Origin of the sequence: Jiangella endophytica (assembly GCF_003427025.1) — a bacterium.
In the GTDB taxonomy this organism is placed as follows: domain Bacteria; phylum Actinomycetota; class Actinomycetes; order Jiangellales; family Jiangellaceae; genus Jiangella; species Jiangella endophytica.
In genome coordinates this window covers 298,287-322,785 of the sequence record NZ_QVAI01000002.1, presented here as the reverse complement: position 1 = coordinate 322,785, position 24,499 = coordinate 298,287, and the positions used below count along the sequence as shown (strand labels likewise).

At 72.8% G+C, this 24,499-nt stretch carries 19 protein-coding genes; 2 read left to right on the top strand and 17 right to left on the bottom strand.

Features of this window, described 5'->3' with window-relative positions; genetic code table 11:
- Positions 1–92: 92 nt before the first annotated feature.
- From DZA62_RS05830 to DZA62_RS05785, 10 genes are all read right to left on the bottom strand, one after another.
- Positions 93–1,166, bottom strand: a complete 1,074-nt coding sequence (locus tag DZA62_RS05830; RefSeq protein ID WP_116947844.1) for a hypothetical protein — start codon at positions 1,164–1,166, stop codon at positions 93–95.
- The gene (locus tag DZA62_RS05825; protein ID WP_116947843.1) at positions 1,163–3,964 is read right to left on the bottom strand and encodes an FtsK/SpoIIIE domain-containing protein; all 2,802 of its coding nucleotides are present in this window, start codon (positions 3,962–3,964) and stop codon (positions 1,163–1,165) included. The genes DZA62_RS05830 and DZA62_RS05825 overlap by 4 nt, the downstream gene beginning before the upstream one ends.
- A gap of 209 nt (positions 3,965–4,173) precedes the next feature.
- Positions 4,174–4,662, bottom strand: coding sequence for a hypothetical protein (locus DZA62_RS05820; RefSeq protein WP_157987503.1), 489 nt, complete (start codon positions 4,660–4,662; stop codon positions 4,174–4,176).
- 1,080 nt (positions 4,663–5,742) lie between these two features.
- Entirely contained in the window at positions 5,743–6,066 is a 324-nt protein-coding gene (gene trxA, locus DZA62_RS05815) for a thioredoxin (RefSeq protein WP_116947841.1), read from the bottom strand.
- Positions 6,067–6,113: 47 nt separating this feature from the next.
- A complete protein-coding gene (gene trxB, locus DZA62_RS05810; protein ID WP_116947840.1) occupies positions 6,114–7,085 on the bottom strand; it encodes a thioredoxin-disulfide reductase in 972 nt (323 codons plus the stop codon).
- Between the two features lie 77 nt (positions 7,086–7,162).
- Complete coding sequence (locus DZA62_RS05805; protein WP_116947839.1) at positions 7,163–7,981, bottom strand: zf-HC2 domain-containing protein; 819 nt, start codon at positions 7,979–7,981, stop codon at positions 7,163–7,165.
- The gene (gene sigM, locus DZA62_RS05800; RefSeq protein ID WP_116947838.1) at positions 7,978–8,643 is read right to left on the bottom strand and encodes an RNA polymerase sigma factor SigM; all 666 of its coding nucleotides are present in this window, start codon (positions 8,641–8,643) and stop codon (positions 7,978–7,980) included. The genes DZA62_RS05805 and sigM overlap by 4 nt, the downstream gene beginning before the upstream one ends.
- A complete protein-coding gene (gene murJ, locus DZA62_RS05795) occupies positions 8,640–12,161 on the bottom strand; it encodes a murein biosynthesis integral membrane protein MurJ (RefSeq protein ID WP_116947837.1) in 3,522 nt (1,173 codons plus the stop codon). Before murJ ends, sigM begins: the two co-directional genes overlap by 4 nt.
- Entirely contained in the window at positions 12,158–14,341 is a 2,184-nt protein-coding gene (locus DZA62_RS05790) for a DUF6049 family protein (RefSeq protein ID WP_116947836.1), read from the bottom strand. Before DZA62_RS05790 ends, murJ begins: the two co-directional genes overlap by 4 nt.
- Positions 14,338–14,793, bottom strand: coding sequence for an NUDIX hydrolase (locus DZA62_RS05785; protein ID WP_232827273.1), 456 nt, complete (start codon positions 14,791–14,793; stop codon positions 14,338–14,340). The genes DZA62_RS05790 and DZA62_RS05785 overlap by 4 nt, the downstream gene beginning before the upstream one ends.
- 144 nt (positions 14,794–14,937) lie before the next feature.
- On the opposite strand from DZA62_RS05785, the gene DZA62_RS05780 reads away from it, so the two are divergent.
- Together DZA62_RS05780 and DZA62_RS05775 are read left to right on the top strand one after the other, a co-directional pair.
- A complete protein-coding gene (locus DZA62_RS05780) occupies positions 14,938–16,473 on the top strand; it encodes a CCA tRNA nucleotidyltransferase (protein ID WP_116947834.1) in 1,536 nt (511 codons plus the stop codon).
- A complete protein-coding gene (locus DZA62_RS05775; RefSeq protein WP_198663455.1) occupies positions 16,470–16,877 on the top strand; it encodes a DUF3054 domain-containing protein in 408 nt (135 codons plus the stop codon). The genes DZA62_RS05780 and DZA62_RS05775 overlap by 4 nt, the downstream gene beginning before the upstream one ends.
- Here DZA62_RS05775 and DZA62_RS05770 read toward each other — a convergent pair.
- The 7 genes from DZA62_RS05770 to DZA62_RS05740 form a co-directional block, all read right to left on the bottom strand.
- On the bottom strand, positions 16,874–17,911 hold the full coding sequence (locus DZA62_RS05770) for an NAD-dependent epimerase/dehydratase family protein (RefSeq protein ID WP_116947833.1): 1,038 nt from the start codon (positions 17,909–17,911) through the stop codon (positions 16,874–16,876). The two genes, DZA62_RS05775 and DZA62_RS05770, sit on opposite strands and share 4 nt — an antisense overlap.
- A gap of 61 nt (positions 17,912–17,972) precedes the next feature.
- Positions 17,973–18,812 carry a hypothetical protein gene (locus tag DZA62_RS05765; protein ID WP_157987502.1) on the bottom strand — a complete coding sequence of 280 codons (840 nt, stop codon included), beginning with the start codon at positions 18,810–18,812 and terminating at the stop codon, positions 17,973–17,975.
- Positions 18,813–18,857: 45 nt separating this feature from the next.
- On the bottom strand, positions 18,858–19,688 hold the full coding sequence (locus tag DZA62_RS05760; protein ID WP_116947831.1) for a hypothetical protein: 831 nt from the start codon (positions 19,686–19,688) through the stop codon (positions 18,858–18,860).
- A gap of 20 nt (positions 19,689–19,708) precedes the next feature.
- Positions 19,709–20,305 carry a GTP-binding protein gene (locus DZA62_RS05755; RefSeq protein WP_116947830.1) on the bottom strand — a complete coding sequence of 199 codons (597 nt, stop codon included), beginning with the start codon at positions 20,303–20,305 and terminating at the stop codon, positions 19,709–19,711.
- Entirely contained in the window at positions 20,286–20,648 is a 363-nt protein-coding gene (locus DZA62_RS05750) for a DUF742 domain-containing protein (protein WP_116947829.1), read from the bottom strand. Before DZA62_RS05750 ends, DZA62_RS05755 begins: the two co-directional genes overlap by 20 nt.
- A gap of 86 nt (positions 20,649–20,734) precedes the next feature.
- Positions 20,735–21,130 (bottom strand): roadblock/LC7 domain-containing protein, encoded by a 396-nt coding sequence (locus DZA62_RS05745; RefSeq protein ID WP_046767008.1) that lies wholly within the window; start codon positions 21,128–21,130, stop codon positions 20,735–20,737.
- Positions 21,127–24,390, bottom strand: coding sequence for a sensor histidine kinase (locus tag DZA62_RS05740; protein ID WP_116947828.1), 3,264 nt, complete (start codon positions 24,388–24,390; stop codon positions 21,127–21,129). The genes DZA62_RS05745 and DZA62_RS05740 overlap by 4 nt, the downstream gene beginning before the upstream one ends.
- Between the last annotated feature and the right edge of the window lie 109 nt (positions 24,391–24,499).

The window sequence follows — 24,499 nt, the reverse complement described above, 5'->3', positions numbered from 1 at the left end:
TTCTCGGTCTGTGGCCGCACTTGCCGGGATCAGGTGGGCCGTCTACTTCTGTAAGTCGTTCTGGGGTGGTGAATGTGACACCTGGTGGCAATTCATAGGGCGCCGGCCGCGATGTTGGCCGCAGTGAGCGCGAGGAGCGCGGCACCACCGATGCGCGTGCCGTATCGGGCCAGCGCGGATGCGTCGGGCCGCCGCGAGAGCCCGGCGCCCCGGCACACGCGGGGGAGCCGCCGGGCAGCGGCCACGCCCAGCCCGACCGCGACGACGGCCAGCGTGCAGACGATCAGCAGGGCGAACGCCGCGGCCGCCGCCAGGCGGCTGCCGGCGACGGCCATGACAGCGGCTCCGCACAGCCCCGCACCCACGACGGCCCCGAGCGTGACGCGCCGGGATCGCTCGTCGTGCGCGTCGAGCCAGGCGGCGAAGTCGGTCTCGGCCAGCTTGAGCTCGTCGCGCCGTCGGCCGAGTGCGGTCAGGGCGACACCGAGGTCGGCGCCGCCGGTGCGACGCAGGCGGTCGAGGCCGGGCGCGGGGTCGTCGAGTCGGGCGGCAGGAGTGCGCAGGGGGGCGGGCTCGGCCCGGACGGCGGTGGCGGCGCCGGACGACCCGGAGCCGGACGACCCGGGGCCGGCCCGGACGGCGGAACCCGGCCGGCCCGCGGCCGGCACGCCGTGCGGCGCACGGACGGCCACGCCGCCGAGAGTGCCGCGCCCAGGGTCGTCGCCGGAGAAGTGGCCGGTGTCGTCGCGGGGTGCGTCGAGGTCGGCGTGACGGGAGGGATCGCCGAAGGGAGCGTCGTCGGGCGTGTGGAACTGCGGGAGATCGGCTGACGCGCCTGCGGCGGGGGGCCGATCAGGTTCGGTGACGTGCGCGGGCAGGCCGTGCTCGGATCGGACGGCGGCGCAGTGGGCGAGACCGTCGGTGGCGGCGGTGCCGGCGCGGTCGATGCCGCGCAGCCGGATGGCGGCGGTCTGTTCGCGCTGCTCGGTGTCTTCGCGGGTGCCGGCGTCGTCGTTGCGGAGCAGTTGCTCGGTGCTCTGGACGGACGAGGTGAAGCGGGCGAGCGTGGCGCAGTAGGCGCGCATCGCCGGGGTACGCACGGGTGGGCGCGAGGGTGGCTTGGTGCCGGGGTCGTCGGTGGCCCCGAACTCGAGGTCGGCGGTCATGGGGTGGCTCCGGATCGTGGCTCCGGCGCCGCCAGGTCAGGAGGCTCGACCCGGCGCGGTTCGGGGAGCGAGGCGCCGACCTGGAGCGGATCGAGCAGGACGGGGTCGGCGTCGCCCGCGAGGTCGTGGAACCAGAGCCGGCCGCGGGAGGCGGCGAACGGCGGCCGGACGCGGAGGAACGAGGTGCTGTCGATGAGGTCGCTGCCGGCGTCGGCACGCAACTGCAGCCGCTCGCCGTGCTGGCCGAGCTTGCGCTGTCGGTCGGGGGTGTCGAGCCAGATGAGCGGGAACACCGAGAGCGACGGGCCGGTGCCGCACAGCCAGCCGAGCGGATGTGGCTCGTCGGTGTACAGCGGCGCCTCGACACTGGAGTACTGCAGCCCGAGGACCGCGACGAACACCGGGCCGGCCGGGCGCGTGGCGACCTCGGGCAGGCGGTCGAGCCCGGCCTCGTCGAGGGTGACGACGCGGTCGCCGAGCCAGTCGACCACGTGGTCGAGCGGGCGCCGTCCGGGAATGCGCTCGGGCAGCAGGTCGACGACGACGAAACCGGCGTTGTCGCACGCGGGCTGCAGGGCGAGGCCGGCCAGCATGGCGCTGACGGCGCCGACGGCGTGCGCTTCGTCGCGGCCGGCGAGCAGCAGGCCACGGCCGTCGCCGGAGCGGGCCGAGACGCCCACCAGCGGCGGTGAGACGCCGACCGGGGCACCGACGTAGACGGTGGGCTGGGGCGAGGACGTCAGCACCGGCGCGGCGTCGGCGAGTTCGACGCCGCCGGTGCCGCGACTGACCCGGATGCGTGGGTCGGTGCCGAAACGGGCGACGACGGAGTCGCGGATGCGGCGGCGGTCGTCGGTGTCGAGGAGTCCGGCCTGGAACAGCTGGTCGGCGTCCTTGTCGCCGCGCGCCTGGTTGAGCACGCCGGAGCCGCGGCGGCCGGTGTCGAGGCGGTCGCGGACGGCGCGGTCGAGCAGCAGGCTGAGCTCGTCGGGCTTGCACCGCAGCCCGACCCGCAGCTCGAGCTGGTCGAAGACCGAGGCCTTCTGGGCGGCCCGGCCGGAGCCGACGGAGTTGAGGCTCTGGGTGGCCAGCAGCACGTGGACGCCCTGGCTGCGGCCCTGTTTGACCAGGACGTCGAGGGTGTCCCAGGCGGCGTCCTCGGTGGGTCCGGCGAGCATGAGCTGGAACTCGTCGGCGATGAACAGCACGCGCGGGAGCACCTCGCCGGTGACCTGGCGGTACTGCGCGATGTTCTTGATCTCGCGGCCGGAGTCGGCGGAGGCCTGCTTGAACAGCTGCTTGCGCTGGGCGTCGACGGTGGCGAGGTGCTGCAGCACTCCGAGCGCGAACGTGGCGTCGGCCTCGATGCCGACGGCGCGCACGTGCGGCAGCGCGGGCCGGCCCGGCCGGGGCGCGTACTCGGCGAACTCGACGCCGGCCTTCATGTCGAGCAGGTAGAGCTCGAGTTCCTCCGGTGGATGGCGATGGACCAGCGCGTGGATGAACGCGTGCAGCAGGGTGGTTTTGCCCGAGCCGGACGGTCCGACGACGATGCCGCCGATGGCCACGCCCTCGTCGTCGCCGACCGCGAGCTCGATGGCCGAGCCGTCGGCGGCCTGGCCCACGGTGGCGGCGATGCGGGTGTGGGTGGCGCCGGCACCAGGACGCTCCGCGGCCAGCAGGTCGCTGAGCACGACCGGCCGGTTGACGCCGCGGCGGACGGCCGGCGCCAGGATGGTGGTGAGGAACCGGTGCTGGGCCGAGCCGGGCGGGTTGGGGCAGCGCACGCGCGCGTTGTGCAGCAGGGCCGGCGGTGACGACGCCCAGGTGGCGCCGCCCTCGTGGTCGACGTGCAGGTGCTCGGCGTTCTCGAGCAGGTCGGCCAGCACGACGGCCTGCGGGAGATCGCGCCCGGTGTCGATGACGGCGACCACCGCGACGCCGCAGCGGTTGCCCGTCCGCGCCAACGACCAGAGCTGCTGGGCGTCGTCGGCGGTGAGGTGGGGACCCAGGCCGGCGGCCAGCACCAGGGAGCACGGGATGCCCTGTGCGGTGCCTTCGTGCCACCGCGTGACCAGGGAGTCGTCGTCGCCGAGCAGCACCTGGCTGTTGAGCCGATGGACGTGCTCGCGCAGCGCCCGCAGCTCGGCCGAGACCTCTTCGTGGGTGGCTCGGACGCCGCCGGCGACCAGCGGCTCGGGCAGCCGGCTGAGGATGCCGAGGTTCTGGCCGAGCCCGCCGGGGTCGAGCAGGTGCAGCCGCAGGGAGCCGGGCAGCGCCGACGCGAGCGCGCGGGCGGCGAACGCCTGGGCGAGGTTGTGCGCCGGTGCGCGGCCGGCGGATGCGTGCGTGATGACGACGTTGCCACCCAGCGCGGGCAGCACGAACGGCAGCTCGACGATGTTGCTGGGCGACGCGAGCCCCAGCGTGGCGGTGCGCACCACTTGGGTGACGTCGACCGGCTGGTCGTACGGCTCGGCCCAGAGCGGCGACTCCCAGCCCTCGTGGGCATAGCCGGGGCCGCGGCCGAGCAGTTCGGTGATGTCGAGGCGGACGCGGTCGGCGGCGGCCAGCAGCGAGGCGTGCGAGCGGGCCTGCCGGCGCCGGGACTCGCGGGCGATGGCCTGCTGGTCGTCGGTGAGCCGGCGCCGCTCGCGCTCGGTCGCGGAGTCGGCGAGCGCACGCAGATGCAGTGCGGCGTCCTCGGTCGCCTGGACGGCGTGCGCCAAGGCGGACGGGCCGTCGTCGTCGGGGCCGGGACCGCGCAAGAGACTGAGGCGGAGGGCGGATTCGCGCATGCCTGCCCTTCCTGTCGAGGTGCCTGTCCCTTGAGAAGGTGCGCGGGATGGCCGGTTTGTGACTGGGAAGGGCGAGGTTCTGTGCGAACGGGCTGTGGGACGGGATCAGCGGCGGGGTGCGCCGGGAACGACGCGGCCGGCCGACTCCGGGGTGTCGGCCGGCAGAGGTGCTCGAGGGTCGATCAGGGGGTCATCCGAACGGACGACGGTCAGAAGAAATCGTCCTCACCGTCATCGGGAACTCGGACAAACCGTTCGAGCCTTTCCGCCTCGGTTTCCCATTCGGGATACTTGACCAAGATCGAACTGGTTACAATTCCGATGACCAGGCCCACTCCGAACACCCAGAGGTCCGCTGAGAACCAACCGAGTAGCGCAATGGCGCCGGCCGCCGTGAGCGCGCCCTGGCCCACGACCGTCGCCCATCCCGCGACGTAGTCGTTGTCCCGGCGCCGGGCGATGAAGTCGACCCCGCCACAGGCGAGGCCGATGACCGCCACCGGAAGGAAGGCCGCATGGAGACTGGCCACGCCCGCCAGGTCAGCGAGCGTCGCCAGCGCGGCCAGGATGATGCCCACGATCGAGGCGATCATCGTGCCGATGCCGAGCAGCAGCAGCTTGGTCTGCCGAACCGCCATCGAGGTGTAGGCCTCGACGGCGGCGTTCTCGGCGTTCACCAAATCGTCTCTGTATTCCATGTACACCTCTCGCCTGACGTCCCAGAGCCCCGGTCACTGACACGGTAGGTGTCCGAGCAAGGACTTCCGTGACGAGATGATCCGGGAGAACTCGGCGCTCGGCAAACGGAGCGGTTCGTTTCTGCGGATACGCCATTCAATGTCGGTTTCGGTCCCAGGGGCAAGAGGTCCGGAGCAAACTAGTACGCCATACAACGTGTTTTTACGGCGATTGTGACGGTTATGTCCGATTGATTTTTCGTCCGGATGGATGAGGGCGGGCGGCATTCGGCCGATGTGGCGTTCTGGCGGCCGTGATCATTTCTGGTGAGCTGACGGGGTCGCTCAGCCGCGTTGTGAAGGGTCGCGTCGGCCTTGGGCGGGCGGCGCCGGGGCCGATCGCCGGGCGCCGGGGGGATCGGCCCCGGCGGCTCCTGCGCCGGACCGGAGAGAGGTGCTCGACGGCCCGGGTTGGCGCAACGGTGGCAAGCCGTGGGCGACGCGCGGGCTCGCCGTCGGCGTCGCGTCGGCCTCGCGTGGAGCGGACGCGTGGGTGGCGGGGCGGCGGTGTGCTCGGGATCGCGTACGACGCCAGGCGTTCTCCCGCTCCATCAGGCATGCGTGCCTCGTGATGCAGCAGGACGCCTCGTGCTGGCCCGTCTCCCCGGCTACTCAGTGAAGGGGCGGCAGCGGACTGCCGACGTGCGGCCCCGGGTGAACGCCGCGGGCTCCGGCGAACCAGCGCGCAACCCGACCGCGAACCGGAGTGCAGAGCCTCATACGGGCTCGCTCATCGAAAGCGGCGAAAAGGCCGGGATGGGCGAGCCGACCACCACGGTGACGTCGCCACATCCGCGAGGACGAAGCGCGGCAGGCGGGCCGAGGGAAGCGAGAGAGGTGCGCGCGACGGCCGTGCCGGACCAGCGGTGAACGCCGCGTCGCGAACAGAACGCCACGAAGCAGGGCCGGATGGCGACTGGGCCGGTCGCGCCGACGGGGCCGGGCCTGACCGGCGGCCAAGGAAACACGACGACGCCCGCCGGGCGGACCGTGGGTCCGCCGGCGGGCGCCGGGTGCTGCCGCGTGGTCGCCGCGAGGGCGTCAGCCGACGTAGTCGGAGAGGTCGTTGAGCAGAGCGGCCTTCGGCTTGGCGCCGACGATCTGCTTGACGACCTGACCGCCGGAGTAGACGTTGAGGGCCGGGATCGAGGTGATGCGGTAGCTGGCCGCGATCTCCGGGTTCTCGTCGACGTTGAGCTTGACGATCTCGAGCTTGTCCTGCGAGGCGGCGATCTCCTCCAGGACCGGGGCGATCATGCGGCACGGCCCGCACCACTCGGCCCAGAAGTCGACGAGAACGGGCTTGTCGCTCTGCAGGACCTTCGCGTCGAAGTCGGCGGTGGTGACGTGCTGGATGTTGCCCATGTGTGACTCCTCGATGGTGGGCGTTTCTCTGGTGACGGAACCCGGCGTCAGCGGACGGCGAGCTCGGGCTTGGCGGCGTGGTCGGCGGCCTCGAGGTCGGCGAGGTACCGCTCGGCGTCGAGGGCGGCCTGGCAACCGGTGCCGGCTGCCGTGATGGCCTGACGGTAGATGTGGTCGACGACGTCGCCGGCGGCGAAGACGCCGGCCAGCTCGGTCTTCGTGGTGGGGGCGTCGACCAGCACGTAGCCCTCGTCGTCGAGACGAAGCTGACCCTTGAACAGCTCCGACCGGGGGTCGTGGCCGATGGCGATGAACAGGCCGGTGACGGCCAGCTCACGCTCGGCGCCGGTGACGGTGTCGCGCAGCCGCAGGCCGGCCACCTTCTCGTCGCCGAGGACGTCGACCACCTCGGTGTTCCACACGAACTCGATCTTGTCGTTGCCGAGGGCCCGCTCCTGCATGACCTTCGACGCGCGCAGGGAGTCGCGGCGGTGGATCACGTAGACCTTCCGCGCGAACCGCGTGAGGAACGTGGCCTCCTCCATGGCGGAGTCGCCACCACCGACGACGGCGATGTCCTGGTCGCGGAAGAAGAAGCCGTCACAGGTGGCGCACCACGAGACACCGTGTCCGGAGAGCCGCTTCTCGTTCGTCAGCCCGATCTCGCGGTAGCGCGAACCGGTGGCGACGATGACGGCGCGGGCGCGGTGGACGTTGCCCTCGCTGTCGGTGACCGACTTCACCGTGCCGGTGAGGTCGGCCTCGACGACGTCGCGGGTGAGGATCTGCGCCCCGAACCGCTCGGCCTGGGCGCGCATCTCCTCCATCAGAGCGGGGCCCAGGATGCCGTCGCGGAAACCGGGGTAGTTCTCGACCTCGGTGGTGTTCATCAGGGCGCCGCCCCAGCTGACCTCGCCCTCGATGAGCAGCGGCTCGAGCCGCGCCCGGGCAGCGTACACAGCGGCCGTGTATCCGGCCGGCCCGGAACCGATGATGATCAGGTCACGGATGTCGGTCACGCCTGTGCCTTCCCTAGCGTCGCGTTGGTTCATCTGCCCCAACGGATCCTAGGCGGTCGGCATTCCCGGCGCGTCGTTCACTCGCTCTTCGGGACCTCGACCTGCGGTCCCATCGACTCGTTGGACGTCGAGCCGCAGGTGTTGATCAGCCATCCGTCGTAGGTGGTGGCGTCTTCGAGGACCACGAGCACACCGGCGCCGACCATGGTGGTGCCGAGCACCGGCAGGCCCAGTTCCTCGGCGAGGGGGTCGCCGCAGGTGTCCGTCCCGGCGGGTTTCGCGCTGCCCTGGACGACGTCTTCGACGGCGGCGGTCAGCCGGGTGGGGTCGATGGGCGTCGCCTGCTCCGCGTTGGCAGTCGGGGTGTCCGAGGGGTCGGCGTCGTACATCGGCGCGCTCGGGGGTCCGATCCGGGAGCCGTCCGAGGACGAGCCGAACCCGGTGCCGGTGTCGCTGGCGCCGGCCTCCTGAGCACCGGCGGCCGCGGCGTCACCGGCGCTGGAGTCGTCGCCGCCGCCGCCATCGACGGCGACGTAGCCGGCCAGGCCGAGGACGGCGACGCTCGCGGCGGCGGCGATGCCCTGGGGCAGCCGGCGCCGGAACCAGGCGACGGTGCCGCCCTCGGCGTCGGCCACGGGAACAGCACCGTCGGCGCCGGATGCGCGCTCGGCCGCCAGCGCATGCGAGATGCGCGCGGCCACGAACTCGGGCACCGGCAACTCGGCGGGCAGGCCGCGCAGCGCGACCGTGACCTGGGCGAGATCGTCGAGGGTGGCCCGGCAGGTGAGGCACTGATCGACGTGGGCCTGGACCTCGCGCGCCTGGGCGTCGTCGAGGACGCCTTCGGCGAGTTCAGCCAGCAGGTGGGTAGGCGGATGGGCCCCGGTAGCGGTCACCGATGCTCACCTCCTGTTCCACGCGGCGTCTCAAATGGGACGTCGCCACCGGCGCCTTGGTTCCCCGTCGCGTTGCCCGTGGTACTCAGCCGGCCGGGGGCCAGCAGAGGGACCAGCTTGGCGCGGGCCCGGGCACAGCGGCTCTTGATGGTGCCGACCGGGAGGCCGAGCAGCTCGGCCGCCTCGGCGACCGGGAAGCCCTCGACGTCGACGAGGATCAGCGGCAGCCGCTGATCGGCGGGGAGCGAGGCGAGCGCCTGCTCGAGGTCGACCCGCAGGGCGGTCCGCTCGGCGGGGTCGCTGGACGGCTCCGTGGCGGGCGCGACCCCGGGGATCTCGGTGCCGTCGAAGGCCACGGGGTCGGCGGGTCGCGCGGCGGCGTGCCGGACGCGGTCGAGGCAGGCGTTGACGACGATGCGGTGCAGCCAGGTGGTCACCGCCGACTCGGACCGGAACGACGCGGCCCGCCGGAACGCGTTGATCATGGCGTCCTGCAGCGCGTCGGCGGCGTCGTGCGGGTCGCCGAGGGTGCGCAGGGCCACCGCCCACATGCGGTCCTGGTGGCGCCTGACCAGCTCGCCGAACGCTTCGGGATCGCCGTCGACGTGCTGGCGCAGCAGTTCCTCGTCGGGCACCCGGGGACCGGGCGCGGACTGCGTCACCCGAGCACCTCCGCTTCGGCTATTCCGCTCCGGTAGTTGCCATCGTCGGCAAGAGGCAACTGAGTGAACCACACGAGGAGATACCGAGTGCTCACGGCCTCGTCAAGTGTGCGGGTGACATTCTGCTCAGTGTCCTCGACGGTGTCGATGGTGGTCCAGCCGTCGAGATCGCCGGGCGCCTGCGTGGCATCGTCGGGTGCGACCCGAAGCTCGAAGGTCGCACCGGCGTTGATCAGGGCCAGCCGGACCTCGCGCACGGACACCGCCTGTCCCAGGTCGAGGTAGACGCCGACGCCGGCCTTCTGGTCCTCGAGCGGGTCGTAGTAGTTGACCGTGGTCCACGTGCTGTCGGGGTCGCCGTCGATGACGTTGCCGACGTCGCTCGGGTTCTCCTCGTCGTTCCCGGCGGGGTCGTAGTCGGTCGCGCCGGCGGCCGCGATGGGCGTCGGTTCGGCGGCCGGGGTCTCGCCGGCCGGGGTGGTCTCGGAGACGCCGGGTGTGGAGGTCGAGGAGGAGTCGTCGTCGCCGGCGTCGTCGATGGCGCCGAGCAGCAGCTGCAGGCCCACCAGCGTGGAGCCCACCAGCAGCAGCATCGCCGCCATGACGCCGAGCAACCGGGCGGTGCGGCCGGACTTGCGCCGTTCCCGCAGCTGCTCGACGCGGCTGGGCGGCGGCGGACCGGGCTCGTCCAGCAGCGCGGGCGGCGCCGCGACGACGGCTTCGTCGGCGACGACGGCACGTTGGTGGTTGCGCGCGCCGTTGGCCAGTTCGGTCGCGACCTCCAGCGGGGTGACCAGCGGCGTGGCATGGTGTCGGCGGGCGTGGCCGATGGCGCGGTCGGTGACGGCGTCGAGCTGCCGCGGCACGCCGGGGCGGACCTGGCGGGGCGAGGCGAGCCGGCCGTCGATGAGCGGCGCCGGCGGCAGCCCGCCGGGCGTGCCGATGGGCCAACGCGCGGTCAGCGCGGAGTAGAGCACGCCGCCGATGCCGATGGCGTCCAGCTCGGACGGGTGCGGGTGGGACGGGTCGGTGGGCGCACACGGTGTCTGGGCCGGCCCGCGCAGTGCGTACTCCGTCTCCAGGCCGGCGATCTTCACCGAGCCGTCGGCCGTGACGAACACCAGCGTGGGGTCGAGGTGGCGGTGCGCCAGCCCCTGGGCGTGCGCGGTGGCCATGGCCTCGGCGACCTCGCGCCCGACGGCGGCAGCCTGCTCCGGGTGGAACGCACCGGCGTGCGCCAGCAGTGCGGCCAGGCTCTGTCCCGGCGTCCATTCACGCACGACGTAGGCGACATCGTCGTCGCTGCCGACGTCGAGGACGCGCAGGAACCGCGGGTCGGAGACGGTGGACGACACCCGCGCCGCGGTGGCGAACCCGGGGGCGCGCAGGTCGTCCAGCGCGATGGCCTGGACGAACACCGCCCGCCGCAGGACGTCGTCGACCGCCTGCCAGGACTGGATGCCGTCGGCGTCCTGCAGCAGCCGCTCGAACCGGTACCGCCCGGCGACCGTGCGCCGCTGCCCAGGGGCGGGCGTACGCGGACCGGGTGGCGGCCCCGGCGGCGTTCCCGGCCGGGTGCCGGGCAGCGGCTGGACCACCCGCGCGCCCTCGCGGGCCGCGTCGAGGCCGACGGCGGCCGCGCCGCCCACGCCCGCGCGGTCGCGGTAGCCGCCGGCGTGGGTGTCGAAGAAGCTCGGCACGCCGGGCAGGGTCTCGTCGAGGAAGAACTCCGACGTCATGTCGGGGTCGACGGGACGGCGGAAGATGCTGAGCGTGCCGGTCTCGACCGGGATGTGGTACTCGGCGGTGTCCTCGAGCAGGTCGCCGGGGTCGACGGCGGTCGACGGCCGGCCGCCGCCGCGCAGCCGGTTCAGCACCATCGCGACGGCGCTGCGGATCTCGGGGACCCGGAACGCGTAGGCCAGGCCGATGAACGTCACGACGCCCACGGTCCCGCCGATGAGCAGCTCGAGTGCCCGCGCGAGCAGAGCCGGCAGCGCGTCGCTGATGCCCAGGCCGGTCCAGCCGCGCCACACCAGCCAGGCCAGCCCGGCGGCGATGGCCGAGTGGATGAGCAGCCGGATGACGTGCTGGACCAGTTGGCCGCTGCCGAGCGCGCCGATGCGGTGCTGCAGCCGGACAGCCCCGACGGTGGCGCCGACGAGGTAAGCGAGGCTGTAGCCGGCGGCCAGCGCCATGGTGACGTACTGAGGGCCCGGCGCGGCGACGGCGACCGCGACGGCACCGATCATGATGACCGCGGACACCCAGATCTGCGTGTAGAACGGCGTCTTGGTGTCCTGTAGCGCGTAGAAGCCGCGCAGTACGAGGTAGTGGACGGTGAACCCGACCAGTCCCGGCATCAGCAGGATCAGCGTCAGCGCCAGCCGTCCGGTCTGCCCGCCCGCGGATCCGTAGTCGAAGATCAACGCGGTCAGCGGGAACGCCAGCGCCGCCATCAGCGCGCCGAGCGGGATGATCACCGCCAGGCACATGCGCAGTGCCGAGACCAGCTTCTCTCGGACGTCGTCGAGGTTGCCGTCGGCGGCGAGGTCGGACAGCCGCGGCAGCAGCGCCGTGGCCAGCGACACCGTGATGATGGAGTGCGGCACCATCATGATCAGCATGGCGTTCGCGTACACCGAGTAGCCGGCGCCGGCCTCGCCCGCGCTGACGCTGCTGGCGCCGGACGCGACCTTCACGACCACCAGGTAGGCGAGCTGGTTGACCACGACGAAGGCGACGGTCCACAGGCCCAGCCGCACCGACTCGCCGAGCCCTTGGCCACGCCAGTCGGTGCGGAATCGCAGCGAGAAGCCGGTGCGCCGCAGCACCGGGATCAGCACGACCGCCTGCGCCAGCACACCGATCGTGGAGCCCAGGCCCAGCAGCAGCGTCTGCGTCGTGGTGAACGGCTGGAACCCCTGCGTGCCGTAAACGAAGAGGAACACCCCGAACACCGCGATGGCCACGATGTTGTTGAGGATCGGCGACCACATCATCGGGCCGAACCGGCCCTTGGCGTTGAGCATCTGGCCGATGAGCACGTACAGCCCGTAGAAGAAGATCTGCGGCAGACAGAACCGGGCGAACATGACCATGTTGTCGAAGTACGGCCGCATGTCCGGATCGAGATAGCGGTCGTCGACGATCAACTGCATCAGCCAGGGCGCGGCCAGCACCGCCAGCAGCGTCGCGAGCCCGAGCACCGCCACGGCCAGGCTGAACAGCCGCTGCGAGAACGCCTGGCCGCCGTCGGCATCGTTCTTGATGGCCCGCACCAGCACCGGGACGAGGACGGAGTTCAGCACCCCGCCGCCGACCAGGATGTAGATCATGTTCGGCAGCACGTTCGGCACGTTGAACACGTCGGCCGTGGCCGCGGTCAGGCCGATGGCCGCCGCGATGACGGCGGCGCGGGCGAAGCCGGTGAGCCGCGAGACGACCGTCCCGGCGGCCATGATGGCGCTGGAGCCCAGCAGGCCGGAGCTGCGGGGCGGCTCTTGAGTGGCCGTCACCGCGCCGCCTCCTGGGTCGGCCTCGCCTCCGCGGGGAGATGGTCGAAGATGCTCTGAGTGGCGGGGTCGGGCGGCTCGGTGCCGCGACGGCGGCGCCGGCGCGGCCGGCGGCTGCGCATCGTCCGGCGGACGATCGCGGCGAGGAACAGCGCGCCGGCGCCGCCCACGATGACCCAGCCGACGGTGCCGTACTCGGTGGCGTTGACGACGGTGGCCACCGGGTTGCCGATGGGCCGGCCGTCGTTGGTGGTGAGCTGCACCTCGATCGGCACCCGGCCGTTGGTGGCGGCCTGCGCCGTCACCTCGACCAGCTTCTGCTCGCCCGGGCCCATCTCCTGCGTCTCGACCTCGGAGACGCGCAGCCGGTCGGGGTTCTCGGAGCGCACCTCGAGCCGGACGTCGACGGCCTCGGTCAGCTCGTTGGTGACGGTCAGCGGGAAGGAGCCGGTTCGGCTGGACAGCGTGACCGATTCGGGCACGGTGATGCTGACCTTCTCGATGCGCCGGGTGAGGCCGTCGGCGATGCCCCGGGCGTAGGAGACGCCGGTGTCGGGGTCGTCGCGCCAGCCGGTGGAGGCCGATCGAAGAGTGGCCTTGTCGAGCGCTGGGGTCACGTCCTCGGGGTCGGCCAGCAGCGTGGCGTACTGAGTGGCGTCGTCGCGCAACCGGGCTGCCGCGGCGACGTTGGCTTCGGGCAGCATGGTCGTGCCCTCGGACGGCGTCGGCGAAACCTCCGGCGCCCGCTCGGTGCCGACGCGGCCGGTGAGCCCGACCGGCTCGATCCACGTGGTGGTCGTCCAGGCGCCGACGAGGCTCTGCGGGATCGGGTCGGCCGGCCGCCAGCGCAGCGGCGGTGCCGCGACCAGGAGCGGTGGCTCGGTGTCGTCCTCGGCGGCGGCGAGCGCGACCATGGCGGTCTCGGCGATCCAGCGCTGCTGCAGGTCGGCGGCGCCGGCGTTGGGGTCGTCGGCGCCGACGGCGTCGGAGATGGCCGAGCTCAGCCCGGCGTCGGCGGCGACGACGTTCAGCGTGTGGTCGCCGACGGTGACCTCGCCGAGGGCGTCGCTGCCGTGGTCGTCGGAGTCGGTGGGCTCGACCGCCCCGGACGGCACGACGACGGTCTGGGCGCCGCCGTCGGCCAGCGTCGTCAGGACCTCGTCGGTGACGGAGCCGCCGTCGAGCCAGGCGACGCCGGGCGTCGCCTGTGGCAGGTCTGCGGCCTCGGCCTCACTGACGGCCAGCGACTGCCGGCCCAGCGTGTCGGCCAGCGGCGGGTCGTGCTCCTGGAGGGCGCCGACGTCGGGCAGCGCGTAGGGCAGCATCCAGACGTCGTGGTCCTGGGTGGCCTGCTCGAACTGCTGCTCCCAGGCAGCGGCGGCGTCGGTGTTGGCCTGCGTGCCCTCGATGGCGCCTTCGGGCGACGTGATCTGGTAGCCCTCGGCCAGGGTTCGCACGGTGTCGAGCAGGTCGGGGTCGACGGCCCAGGTGACGGGCGCATCGGCACCGGTCTCGACGACGGTGGACAACGGTTGGTCGGCGCCGAGGTCCTCGGCCAGCGACTCGTCGGTCAGCGTGCCGTCGGGCAGCAGCGACGGCTGCGCGGCGAGCGGCCAGAGCACCGCGACGGGCACGGCCGGGAGCTGGTCGGGGCTCTCGATCCACGGGATGACGGTGCGGGACGTGCTGACGCGCCCGCGCTCGCCCTCGGACGGCGTGGCCATGATGTCGACGCCGACCACGTAGACGCCTGAGGAGTCGAAGCCCAGCTGGTCGCTGGAGATGGTGACCGAGAACGTCTCGCCCTGGCCCGGCTCGAGGGTGTCGGCCACGATGGCGACGCCGTCGCCGGGCCGGGATCCCCAGTAGAGGTCCTCGTCGGCGCCGATCTCGCGGATCTCGGCCCGCGACTCGACGCGGTTGCCGCTGAGCCGGATGAGGGCCCGCACGCTTGTGAGAGGCTCGTCGCCGGTGTTCTGGACCGTGCCCGTGAGCGTGAGGTCCTCGGACTCGGGAGTGAGGACGCCAGGTGTGACGCCGGTCAGCGTGCTCTCGGCGCCGACGTCGGCGGTGTCGGGCGCGGTCTCGTCGGCCGCGGCCGTGCCCGGGGCCAGCAGCCCCACGGCGACGACGGCGGCGGGTGCGGAGAGCGCGGCGAGTGCTCTGAGGCCGCCCAGCCTCATGACCCGTCCTTCCGGGCGCCGCCGGTCTCGGAGACGGTGGCCTCCGGGGTGTCGCCGGGCGATGCCGGGAGCAGCTCGCGCAGCCGCCGCGCGAGCCGCCGTTCGGACGCGTACCGCATCCGGCCGGCCAGCTCGTCCAGTGGCACCCACGCCACTTCGCTCACCTCCACGTCGTCGGTGCTCAGACTCCCACCGGTGGCCTCGAGGAGAAAGTGGTGCACCGTCTTGTGGATCCTCCGATTGTCCGCCACGAACCAGTAGTCGATGTCGCCGACCGGGGTCACGACTCTCGACTGCAGACCAGTTTCCTCTGATACCTCCCGCACCGCAGCTTCCTCGGGCGTTTCACCTGCTTCGACATGCCCCTTGGGGAGGACCCACTCCAGCCGTCCACGCCGGTCGATGCGCCCGATGAGGGCGACGCTCGACGGATGCTCGTAGTGGTCGACCACCAGTCCCCCCGCTGAGGTCTCGCGCACGGTACGCAGCCGCGGCCGGCTCGCCTTCCGCCGTCGCCTCGCCCCCCGACGTCGCCGATGGTGCGGACCGTCGGCTGGCGAGGACGGCGAGCCGGGCATACGTCCAGAGTAGCTGGGATGCGGCCGCTTCCTGCGCTGCTGCTGAAGCGGTTGGGATCCCGGGGGTGTCGCCCCGTAGTCTGGTCCGTCGTGATCGGAACGAAGGAAGCGGCGAACCACGTGCTCTCGAAGGCCCAGCGGCAGGCGGTGCGGCAGCTGCTGCGCATCGCGCCCGTGGCCGACGAATTGGGCACCCGTTTCCAGGCGGCCGGGCACGAGCTGGCGCTGGTCGGCGGCTCCGTCCGCGACGCCCTGCTCGACCGCCTCGGCCAGGACCTCGACTTCACCACGTCCGCCCGCCCCGAGGAGACGAAGCGCCTGCTCGCGGGGTGGGTCGACAGCCTCTGGGACGTCGGGCAGAAGTTCGGCACCATCGGGGGCACCAAGGACGGCTTCCAGATCGAGATCACCACGTACCGCGCCGACAGCTACGACCCCACCAGCCGCAAGCCGGCGGTCGCGTACGGCGCGTCGATCACCGACGACCTCGTGCGCCGCGACTTCACCGTCAACGCCATGGCCGTGCTGCTGCCCGGCCGCGAGTTCGTCGACCCGTACGGCGGGCTGGCCGACCTCGGCCGGCGGGTCATCCGCACGCCGGGCACGCCCGAGCAGTCGTTCTCCGACGACCCCCTGCGCATGATGCGGGCCGCCCGGTTCGCCTCGCAGCTGGGCTTCGAGGTGGCGCCCGAGGTGGTTGCGGCGATGACCGACATGGCCGGCCGCATCGAGATCGTGTCGGCCGAGCGGGTCCGCGACGAGCTGACCAAGCTGCTGCTCTCGCCGGCGCCGCGCACCGGGCTGACGCTGCTGGTCGACACCGGCATCGCCGGTCACATGCTGCCCGAGCTGCCCGCGCTGCGCCTCGAGATCGACGAGCACCACCGCCACAAGGACGTCTACGAGCACTCGCTGACGGTGCTCGAGCAGGCCATCGAGCTGGAGGGACGGCTGCCCGGCGGCGCCCCCGATCTCGTGACCCGGCTGGCGGCGCTGCTGCACGACATCGGCAAGCCGCGCACCCGCAAGTTCGAGGCCGGCGGCGGCGTGAGCTTCCACCACCACGACGTGGTCGGCGCGAAGCTGGCCCGCAAGCGGCTCACGGCCCTGCGCTACCCGTCCGCCGTCATCGACAGTGTGGCGAAGCTCATCCAGCTGCACCTGCGCTTCCACGGCTACGGCGGCGGCGAGTGGACCGACTCCGCGGTGCGCCGCTACGTCCGCGACTCCGGCGACGAGCTCGACCGGCTGCACGTGCTGACCCGCGCCGACTGCACGACGCGCAACCGCCGCAAGGCGCTGGCCTTGCAGCAGTCGTACGACAGCCTCGAAGAGCGCATCTCCCGGCTGGCCGAGGAGGAGGAGCTGGCCGCCATCCGGCCCGACCTCGACGGCAACCAGATCATGCAGATCCTGGGCATCCGGCCGGGACCGCTGGTCGGCCGGGCCTACAACCACCTGCTCGAGGTCCGGCTCGACCACGGCGTGCTGTCCGAGGACGACGCGCGCGCGGCGTTGCTGCGGTGGTGGTCCGAGCAGCCGGAGAGCTCGTGAGGACCGGCCCGGCGGTCGTCCTCGACGCCGTCCTGGTGCTGGTGTTCGTGCTGATCGGGCGGCGCACGCACGACCACCCGCTCGACCCGGCCGGCCTGGCGACGACGGCGTGGCCGTTCCTGACCGGGTTGGCCGCGGGCTGGGCGGTGACGCTGCTGCGCCGGCGGCGGCCGGGGGATGCCGGCCCCGCCCGCCACGAGCGACCGGCGACGGCTCTCGGCACGGGCGTGACGGTGTGGATCGCGACGATGGTCGTCGGCATGGTGCTGCGGGCCGCGTCCGGACAGGGGACGGCGGCGTCGTTCGTCGTGGTCGCGACCATCGTGCTGGGCGCGTTCCTGGTCGGCTGGCGGGCGGTCGCCGCACTGCTGCGGCGCCGGGGGCGCACCGGCGCAGACGCCTAGGGCAACGTCGCGAGCAGCTCGTCCTCGGCGGCGAAGTCGTCCATCGCGTCGCCGTAGAACTGCGCCAGCAGCGGGAACGCCTCGCGCCAGGGGTGTTCGGCGAGCCGCCCGCGCAGCCAGGCGGACGTGCTCTCGACGGCGTCGGCGTAGGTCGCGACCGGCGTGTAGCCCAGCGCCGTCGCTGCCGCCGTCATGTCGACGAGGAAGGGGCGCGGCACCGACCACGGGGTGCGGCCGACCTGGCCGGCGGGGGCCGGTCCGTCGAGCGGCACCAGCTCCGGGTCGTGGCCGACGGTCAGGCTGACCGCCCGGACGATCTCGGCGACGGACGGCGGCTCGGGGTCGCCGGCGTTGAGGATCCTGGTGCCCGGCCGCTCGGCGGCGAGCCGGATCAGCTCGGCCAGGTTCGGCGCGCTGGTGGTGTGGAACCGGCTCTGGCCGCGGTGCGACAGCGGCACCCGGGGCCGCCGGGCGAGGGCGCGCGCCAGCGGCCAGATCTCTCGCGGGCTGGTGCTGCCCGGACCGTGGATGGCGCACGGCCGCAGCACGGTCACGGGCAGCCGGCCGTCGTCGAGCAGGGTGCTCTCGAGCAGCGCCTTCTTCGTCGAGTACGTGGCGGGGCCGGGCGGTGTCGTCGCCTGGGTCTCCGCGACCGGCCCGGCGAACCGCGGGAAGTCGTCGGGCCCGGTCGCCTCGTCCAGGGTGCGGCCCGCGTCGTCGGCGTAGACCGACGCGCTGGAGACGACGATCAGCGAGCCGACGTCTCCGGCCAGGCCGAGCAGCAGCCGCGCGTCGGCGTCGTCGTAGGCGATGGTGTCGAGAAGCACGTCCGCGCCGCCGGACTCGCGCAGGACCGTCGCGAGGTCAGCGCGGTCGGCTCGCCGCTCGATGACGCCGTGCCGGGTCCAGGCGGCCGGATGTGGGGTGCTGCCCCGGTGCACGGCGGTGACGGTCCAGCCGTCATGGAGCAGGGACATGACGGCCGCCCGGCCGATCTGGCCGGTGCTGCCGACGACGATGGCGTGACGGCTCATGGCGCCCGACGCCAGCCAGCGCGGCGGGCGCCCGTCACGGGCCCTTCGCTGTCGGCAGAGATCACTCGACGGGCCGCAGCGAGGCGCTCACCTGGACGACGCCCTCGCCGTACTGCTCGTCCAGCTGCTCCTGCAGGCCGTTGTCGACGAACACGCTCAGCTGCACCACGTTGGCCGTGACCTCCGGGCCGATGGTGATCACGTCGGGGACGGCGGCGGTGAGTTCGTCCTGGATCGCGGTGAGGTCCTGCGTGCTGCGGCCGGCCTCGCTGACGCAGAGAGGTCCGCCCCAGATCGCGCGCAGGGCGGCCTCGTGCTGCTCGAGGTCGCCGGTGAAGCGCGCGTTGAGCACAGTGGGCTCGGCGGAGGAGTCGATCCACATGCCGGCGCCGTCGGCCTGCTCGTCGACGTAGGCGCTGACGGCCGCCAGAGCGGTCTCGGTCGCCGTCGCGGGGTCGGTGACGGTCCAGCCGCCCGCCGGCGGCTGGCACGGCGACGTGAAGTCGGGCACGGTGCCGTCGGGGACCACGGGCGACGTGGCCGCGCCGGCCAGCGGCGGCTCGGCGAGGGTCAGCGCGGTGCCGTCCCAGGTGCCGGTGACGGAGTAGTAGCCCCAGGTGACGTCGTTCTCGGAGGTGACGTCGGGCGCCTCGTCCCAGTTCCAGCCGAGGACGTCGGGGCCACCGCACTGGGGCGGGAACGACTCCGCGACCACGGTGCACAGCTGCGGGCCGTGGTCACCGTTCTCGAGAACGGTGAACACGCCGGTGTAGAGCTGGTCGGGGTCGGCGGACGGCGGAGCGTCCGACGGCGAGGCGCTGACGGGCGCCTCCTCATCGCCGCAGGCGGCGAGCAACAGAGCCGCGACCGGCGCGGCGACGATCCACCCAAAGTGACGCATGCCATTTGGACGGCGCGAAGGGCCGCGGCGTTCCGGTGGCCGGCGTCAGTCCACCGGCCGCAGCAGCGCGTCGACCTCGACGACGCCCGGCCCGTACGCCGCGTCGAGCCGTTCCTGAACGCCGTCGTCGACGACCACCTGGATGCCGGCGGTGTTCTCGGGCGTGTTGGTCCAGGACGCGGTGACGTCGTACTCGGCCCTGATCTCGGTGATGAGCGCCAGCAGCTCCTGCTCGCTGCGCTCGGCCGGACTGACGCACAGCGCGCCGCCCCAGATGCGGCGCAGCGCGGCCTCGTGGGTGGCGAGATCGTCGGTGAACCGGACGTTGACGATCGCGTCGGGTGGCGGGTCCGTCCCCGCCTCGCCGGGCTCGAGGCGCCGGTCCAGCCAGCTGTCGGCGAACCCGGACGCCTCGCTGGCATGGACGAGGGCCGCATTGAGATCGTCGGGGTAGGAGCGCGAGCCGTCGATCACCACCCATCCGCCCGGCGGCGTGGGACACGGGGTGTCCAGCTCGACGTCGCGGTCCTCGGACGCGGTGGGGAAGACCCCCGGGGCCGGCCGCGGCTCGGTCAGCGTCAGCGCCGTGCCGTCCCACGTCCCGGTGAGCCCGTAGTCGCCCCAGGTGACGCCGTCGTGCGACTCCTCACCGCCGACGGTGTCCCACGACCAGCCGCGTAGCTCGAACCCCTCCCCGCACTGCGGCGGGTAGGACTGCCCGACCATCGAACAGGCCCGCGGGCCGTGCTGTGGCGACTCGATCACGGTGAAGCTGCCGGTGAACAGCGGCTCCTGCGCCGGAGGGTCGGCCGCGTCCGTGCCGGTGCAGGCCGTCAGCGTGACGGCGAGAGCGAGTAGGCGCCCCGACGCGCGCATGCCATCGCCCGCGACCCGGATCAGGTCTGCTGGATCATCGACATCGCATGCTCGACGAGCGTGACGAGCACGACCTTGACCGACTCGCGCTCGCGGGCGTCGGTGACGACGAACGGGACCTCGGGGCCGACTTGGAGGGCGTCGCGGACGTCCTCGACGTCGTGCTCCTGGATGCCGTTGAAGGCGTTGAGTGCGACGACGAACGGGATGCCCCGCTGCTCGACGTAGTCGATGGCGCCGAAGCAGTCGGCCAGTCGGCGGGTGTCGACGAGGACCACGGCGCCGATGGCGCCGCGGGTGATGTCGTCCCACATGAACCAGAACCGGTTCTGGCCCGGTGTGCCGAACAGGTACAGCACGAGGTCCTCGGCCAGCGTGATGCGGCCGAAGTCCATGGCGACCGTGGTGGTGCGTTTCTCGGGCAGCATGGAGAGGTCGTCGACGCTGGTCGAGGCCTCGGTCATGAGTGCCTCGGTACGCAGCGGCTCGATCTCGCTCACCGCGCCGACGAAGGTCGTCTTGCCCACGCCGAAGCCGCCGGCCACGACGATCTTGACCGACAGTGCGTCTTGGTCGGCCTGTGTGCCGCCAGACACCTCAGAGTCGACGAAGGCCATCCCTCACCCTTTCCAGCACGCTCAGATTACGAGCCGGCTCCGCGGAGCCGGCGAACGCCGCATGCGGGTCAGCGACCCGCACCAGTCCCTCGGTCTCGAGATCCGCGACGAGCACGCGGGCCACGCCGAGTGGCATCGAGACGATTGCGGCCACCTCTGCCACGGACCGTGGCGAGTGGCACAGCCGGAGAATGCGTTCCCGCTCCGGCTCGGGGTCGGCGCCGTGGGTACGGCCGTCCTTCGTGGTGGAGACGAGAGCCTCGATGGCGATGTCCTGCACGGGACGCGTGCGCCCACGCGTGGCAAGGTACGGCCGTACCCTCCGGCCGTCAGGTGTCGCCATCGTTACCTCCAGACCATCGTCGGATCGGGGATCTGCGCGGTGCTGACCCGATCCCTACCACATCAGGGGCTCGTACACGACGTATCTCACCCGACCCGGGTGGCGGGATTGAGAACGGCACCCACGCGCTCGACGAGCAGTGCCATCTCATAGCCCACCTGACCGAGGTCGGCGGTGGAGGCTGCCAGGACGGCCAGGTGCGCGCCGTCGCCGACCGCCATGACCAGCAGGAAGCCGTTGCTCATCTCTACCAGGGTCTGCTGGACCTCGCCGGCGCCCAGGATCAGCGAGGCGCCGACCGTGAGACTGGCCAGTCCGGACACCACCGCAGCGAGCTGCTCGCCGCGTTCACGCGGCATACCCGTGGAGCCGGCCAGGTGCAGACCGTCGGCCGAGACCACGACCGCGTGGGCAGCGCCCGTGGTGCGGTCGACGAACCGGTCGAGCAGCCAGCCGAGCTCGTCGCTGGAGGCGTTGGTCACGAATCGCTCCTCTCGGGGTCACTGGGTCGCTTCGGGACCCAGCCACCGGTTTCCTCCCGGCCGCGCCCGACACCTCGCTGCAGGCTGGCCAGTGTCGAGGCCACGTTACTCGCGTCCTTGGCCGCGGCTGCGGGCCGCCGGGTCTGTTCGGTCTCGTTGAGCTCGCCGATGGAGCCGGGCACCAGCGAGGCGCCACGACGCCGCAGCGGAAGGCCGGACGCGCTGAGCGCGGGCTCGGCCTGCGCGACGGGCTCGGGCACCGGTGCCGGCGAGGGCGCGGGCGCCGGCGGGGGCGTCTCGCGGTTGGCCCAGCCGGACCCGACCTGAGGCGATGTCGCGATCGGCTCGGTGTCGCGCTGGACGGCGCGGGCGCTGGCGGCCTCCTCGGCCGAGCGCAGCGCCTCAGCGGCCCGCCGCCAGCCTTCGTCGGCCGGGCTGGACCAGTCGTCGGTGGACGAGTCGGCGCCGGACCGGCTGAACCAGGCCGAGGCGACGGAGTCGTAGATCGGCGAGTCGCTGTCCGGGAGTACCGGCTCCGGCGCGCGCAGAGAAGCGCGGGCGGCGGCTGCCGGCTTGGCCGGGACGGCGGGCGCAGGCGGCTGCGGAGTGGGCGGGCGAACCTCCGGACGCGGTTCGCGGGTGGGCAGTGCCCCACTCGTGCTGCCGTTGGTGAGCGGCTGCCGCCACGACTCGTCGGTCCGGGCGCCGTGATCGGTGGAGATGCGGCGTTCGCCGGTGTCGGAGAGCCGGCGCTCGCCCGTCTCGGTGAGGCGGCGTTCACCGGTCTCGGACAACTGGTGCTCGCCGGTGTCGGTCACGCGGTGTTCGCCGGTGTCGGAGGCCGAGTAGCGGGTCTCCGCCGTGATGGGCGGGATGCGCGACTCGCCGGTGTCGGGACGCAGCCGCGACTCCTCCGGGCTAGGCCAGGTGGGCCGGCCGGCGTCCATGGCCGGGGCGGGGTCAGCGGGCAGCGGCTGGTCGGACTGCGCGGGCGCCTCGACCGGGAAGCGGGTCTCGTCGGGCCGCTCGTCGCGACGGGGCAGGGAGGACCCGGCCGGGGTGAGCGGGAGTGCCGGCGAGGAGTCGTCGCGGCGGAACGGCGCCGGGTTGGGGTCGAGGCTCCAGGAGTCGCCGAAGCCGCTGGACGGCTGGTGCGGCGCGGCCGGCTCGGCGGGGACCGGCGGGATGACGCCCTCGCTGGTGTCGAGCGGCGAGAGGATCAGGTGCGCGGGAAGGTCGACCTGCGCGGCCGTTCCGCCCTCGGGCACCCCCTCGAGCCGCACCTGGATGCCGTGCTTGGCGGCCAGGCGCGCGACGACGTAGAGGCCCAGGGTGCGCGACGCCGCGACGTCGATGTCGCCGACGTTGCGCAGCCGCTCGTTCAGCTCGTCCAGCTGACCGGCCGGGATGCCCAGGCCGGAGTCGGTGACCTGCAGCCGCAGGCCGCCACCCAGCAGGGGCTGGCTGGTCACCCGGACCGGCGTGGCCGGCGCGGAGAACTCGGTGGCGTTGTCGATCAGCTCGGCCAGCAGGTGGGCGATGTCGTCGACGGCGCCGGCGGTGATGAGGTCGGTCGGCATGACGCCGAACTTCACCCGCGGGTACTGCTCGACCTCGCCGACCGCGGTGCGGACGACGTCGAGGACGCCGGCCGCGCTGGTGTGCTTGCGCATCTCGTCGACGCCGGCGAGGACCAGGAGGCTCTCGGCGTGCCTCCGGACGCGGGTGGCCATGTGGTCGATGCGGAACAGCGTGCTCAGCTGGTCGGGGTCGCGCTCGCGCTGCTCGAGGCCCTCGATCTCGCCGAGCTGGCGGTCGACCAGCGATTGCGTGCGGCGGGAGAGGTTGACGACGATGGTGTCGAGGTTCTGCCGCAGCAGCGCCTGCTCGGCGGCGACCCGGACGGCCGTGGCGTGGACGTCGTTGAACGCCGTGGCGACCTGGCCGATCTCGTCGCGGCCCTCGGCCTGGACGGCGTCAGGTAGGTCGCGCGCGACCACCGGGCCGTCCTTGTGCACCCGGTCGACCAGCGCCGGCAGCTGGGTCTGCGCGGTCTCGAGCGCCGAGGCGCGCAGTCGGCGCAGCGGGCCGATGATGGACCGCGCCACGACGATGGCGAGGTAGATGGTCAGCGCCAGGACGGCGAGCACGCCGAGCGCGCTGAACAGCGCGGTCACGCGGGCGCTGTCGGTGCGCTCGGCCGCGAGCGCCAGGACCGCGTTGCCCGACTCCTGCTGGATGTCGCGAAGGTCGTCCAGCCGCGCCGTCGAGGACTCCCACCACTGGTCCTTCGAGACGCGGGGCGCGGCGCCGTTGGCGATGTCGCTGCGAGCGGTGGTGACCGCGCGGTTGGCGATGTAGATCTGGTTCGAGTAGATGCGGCGCTGTTCGGTGAAGCCGAGACCGCGGAGGAACCGGCCCTCGAGCAGTAGGTCCTGCTCACCCTGGAGGACCATGGCCTGGTCGCGCTGGGGGGCCGTGGGCGCGACCTCCGGCTGCATGAAGAAGGCGACGATGCCCCGCTCCAGCGACGCCGACTCGACCGCCTGGGCCATGTCGCCCAGAGCGGTGATGCGGCGAGCCAGTGTGGGGTCGTCGGAGCCGGCCGCGGCAGCCGTGGCGAGGCGCTGCAGGACCTCGGCGAAACGGTGGTAGCCCTCGGTACCGCCCTCGTTGAAGACCGGGTCGTTGCCGTCGCGCTGCTTCCGATAGTTCGACTCGCGCTCGGTGCCGCTCAGCCGCTCGACCTCGCGGTCGAAGTCCTTGACCGCGCCCTCGTAGGTGGCGCCGAGGTCGTCGCCGCGGCGCTGGTCGATCTCGTCGGACAGTGCGGCCAGCGCGGCGTCGGTGGTGTCACGCGCGTTGCTGACGGACTCGGCGCTGGGGCCTTGGCCGAAGTAGAAACCGGTGACGTCGCGCTCGTCCTGGATCGCCTGGAGCGCTTGGAGCGACACCATGCCGACCTCGGCCAGGCTCTCGGTGCGCGACGCGGACGACGCCTCGTCGAGGGCGCTCTTGAAGAACAACGTGCCGAGCACCAGGGTGCCCAGCAGCGGGAGTAGAACCAGCGCGGCGACGCGAGAACGGACGCTGCGGTCGTGCAGGAAGGACTGCCAGAAGGACCGGGAGCGCTCGCCGTCGCCGCCCTCCTTCGCACGGCCGGACTTCACGGCTGGGCGCAGGTCTGCAGGGCGCAGATTCGCGCGCGCCCGCTTCGTGGCGCCGTCGTTGCTACGGCGTCCTCGGGCGGTCCGCGTCATCGATGTTCCTTCCTCTGTCGTCCCCCATGGCCGCTCGCCGATGAGCGGCTCGGGCCCCTTCGTGGCCGCCGTCGTGCTCCGGGACGCACTCGCGCCGCTAGACGACGCT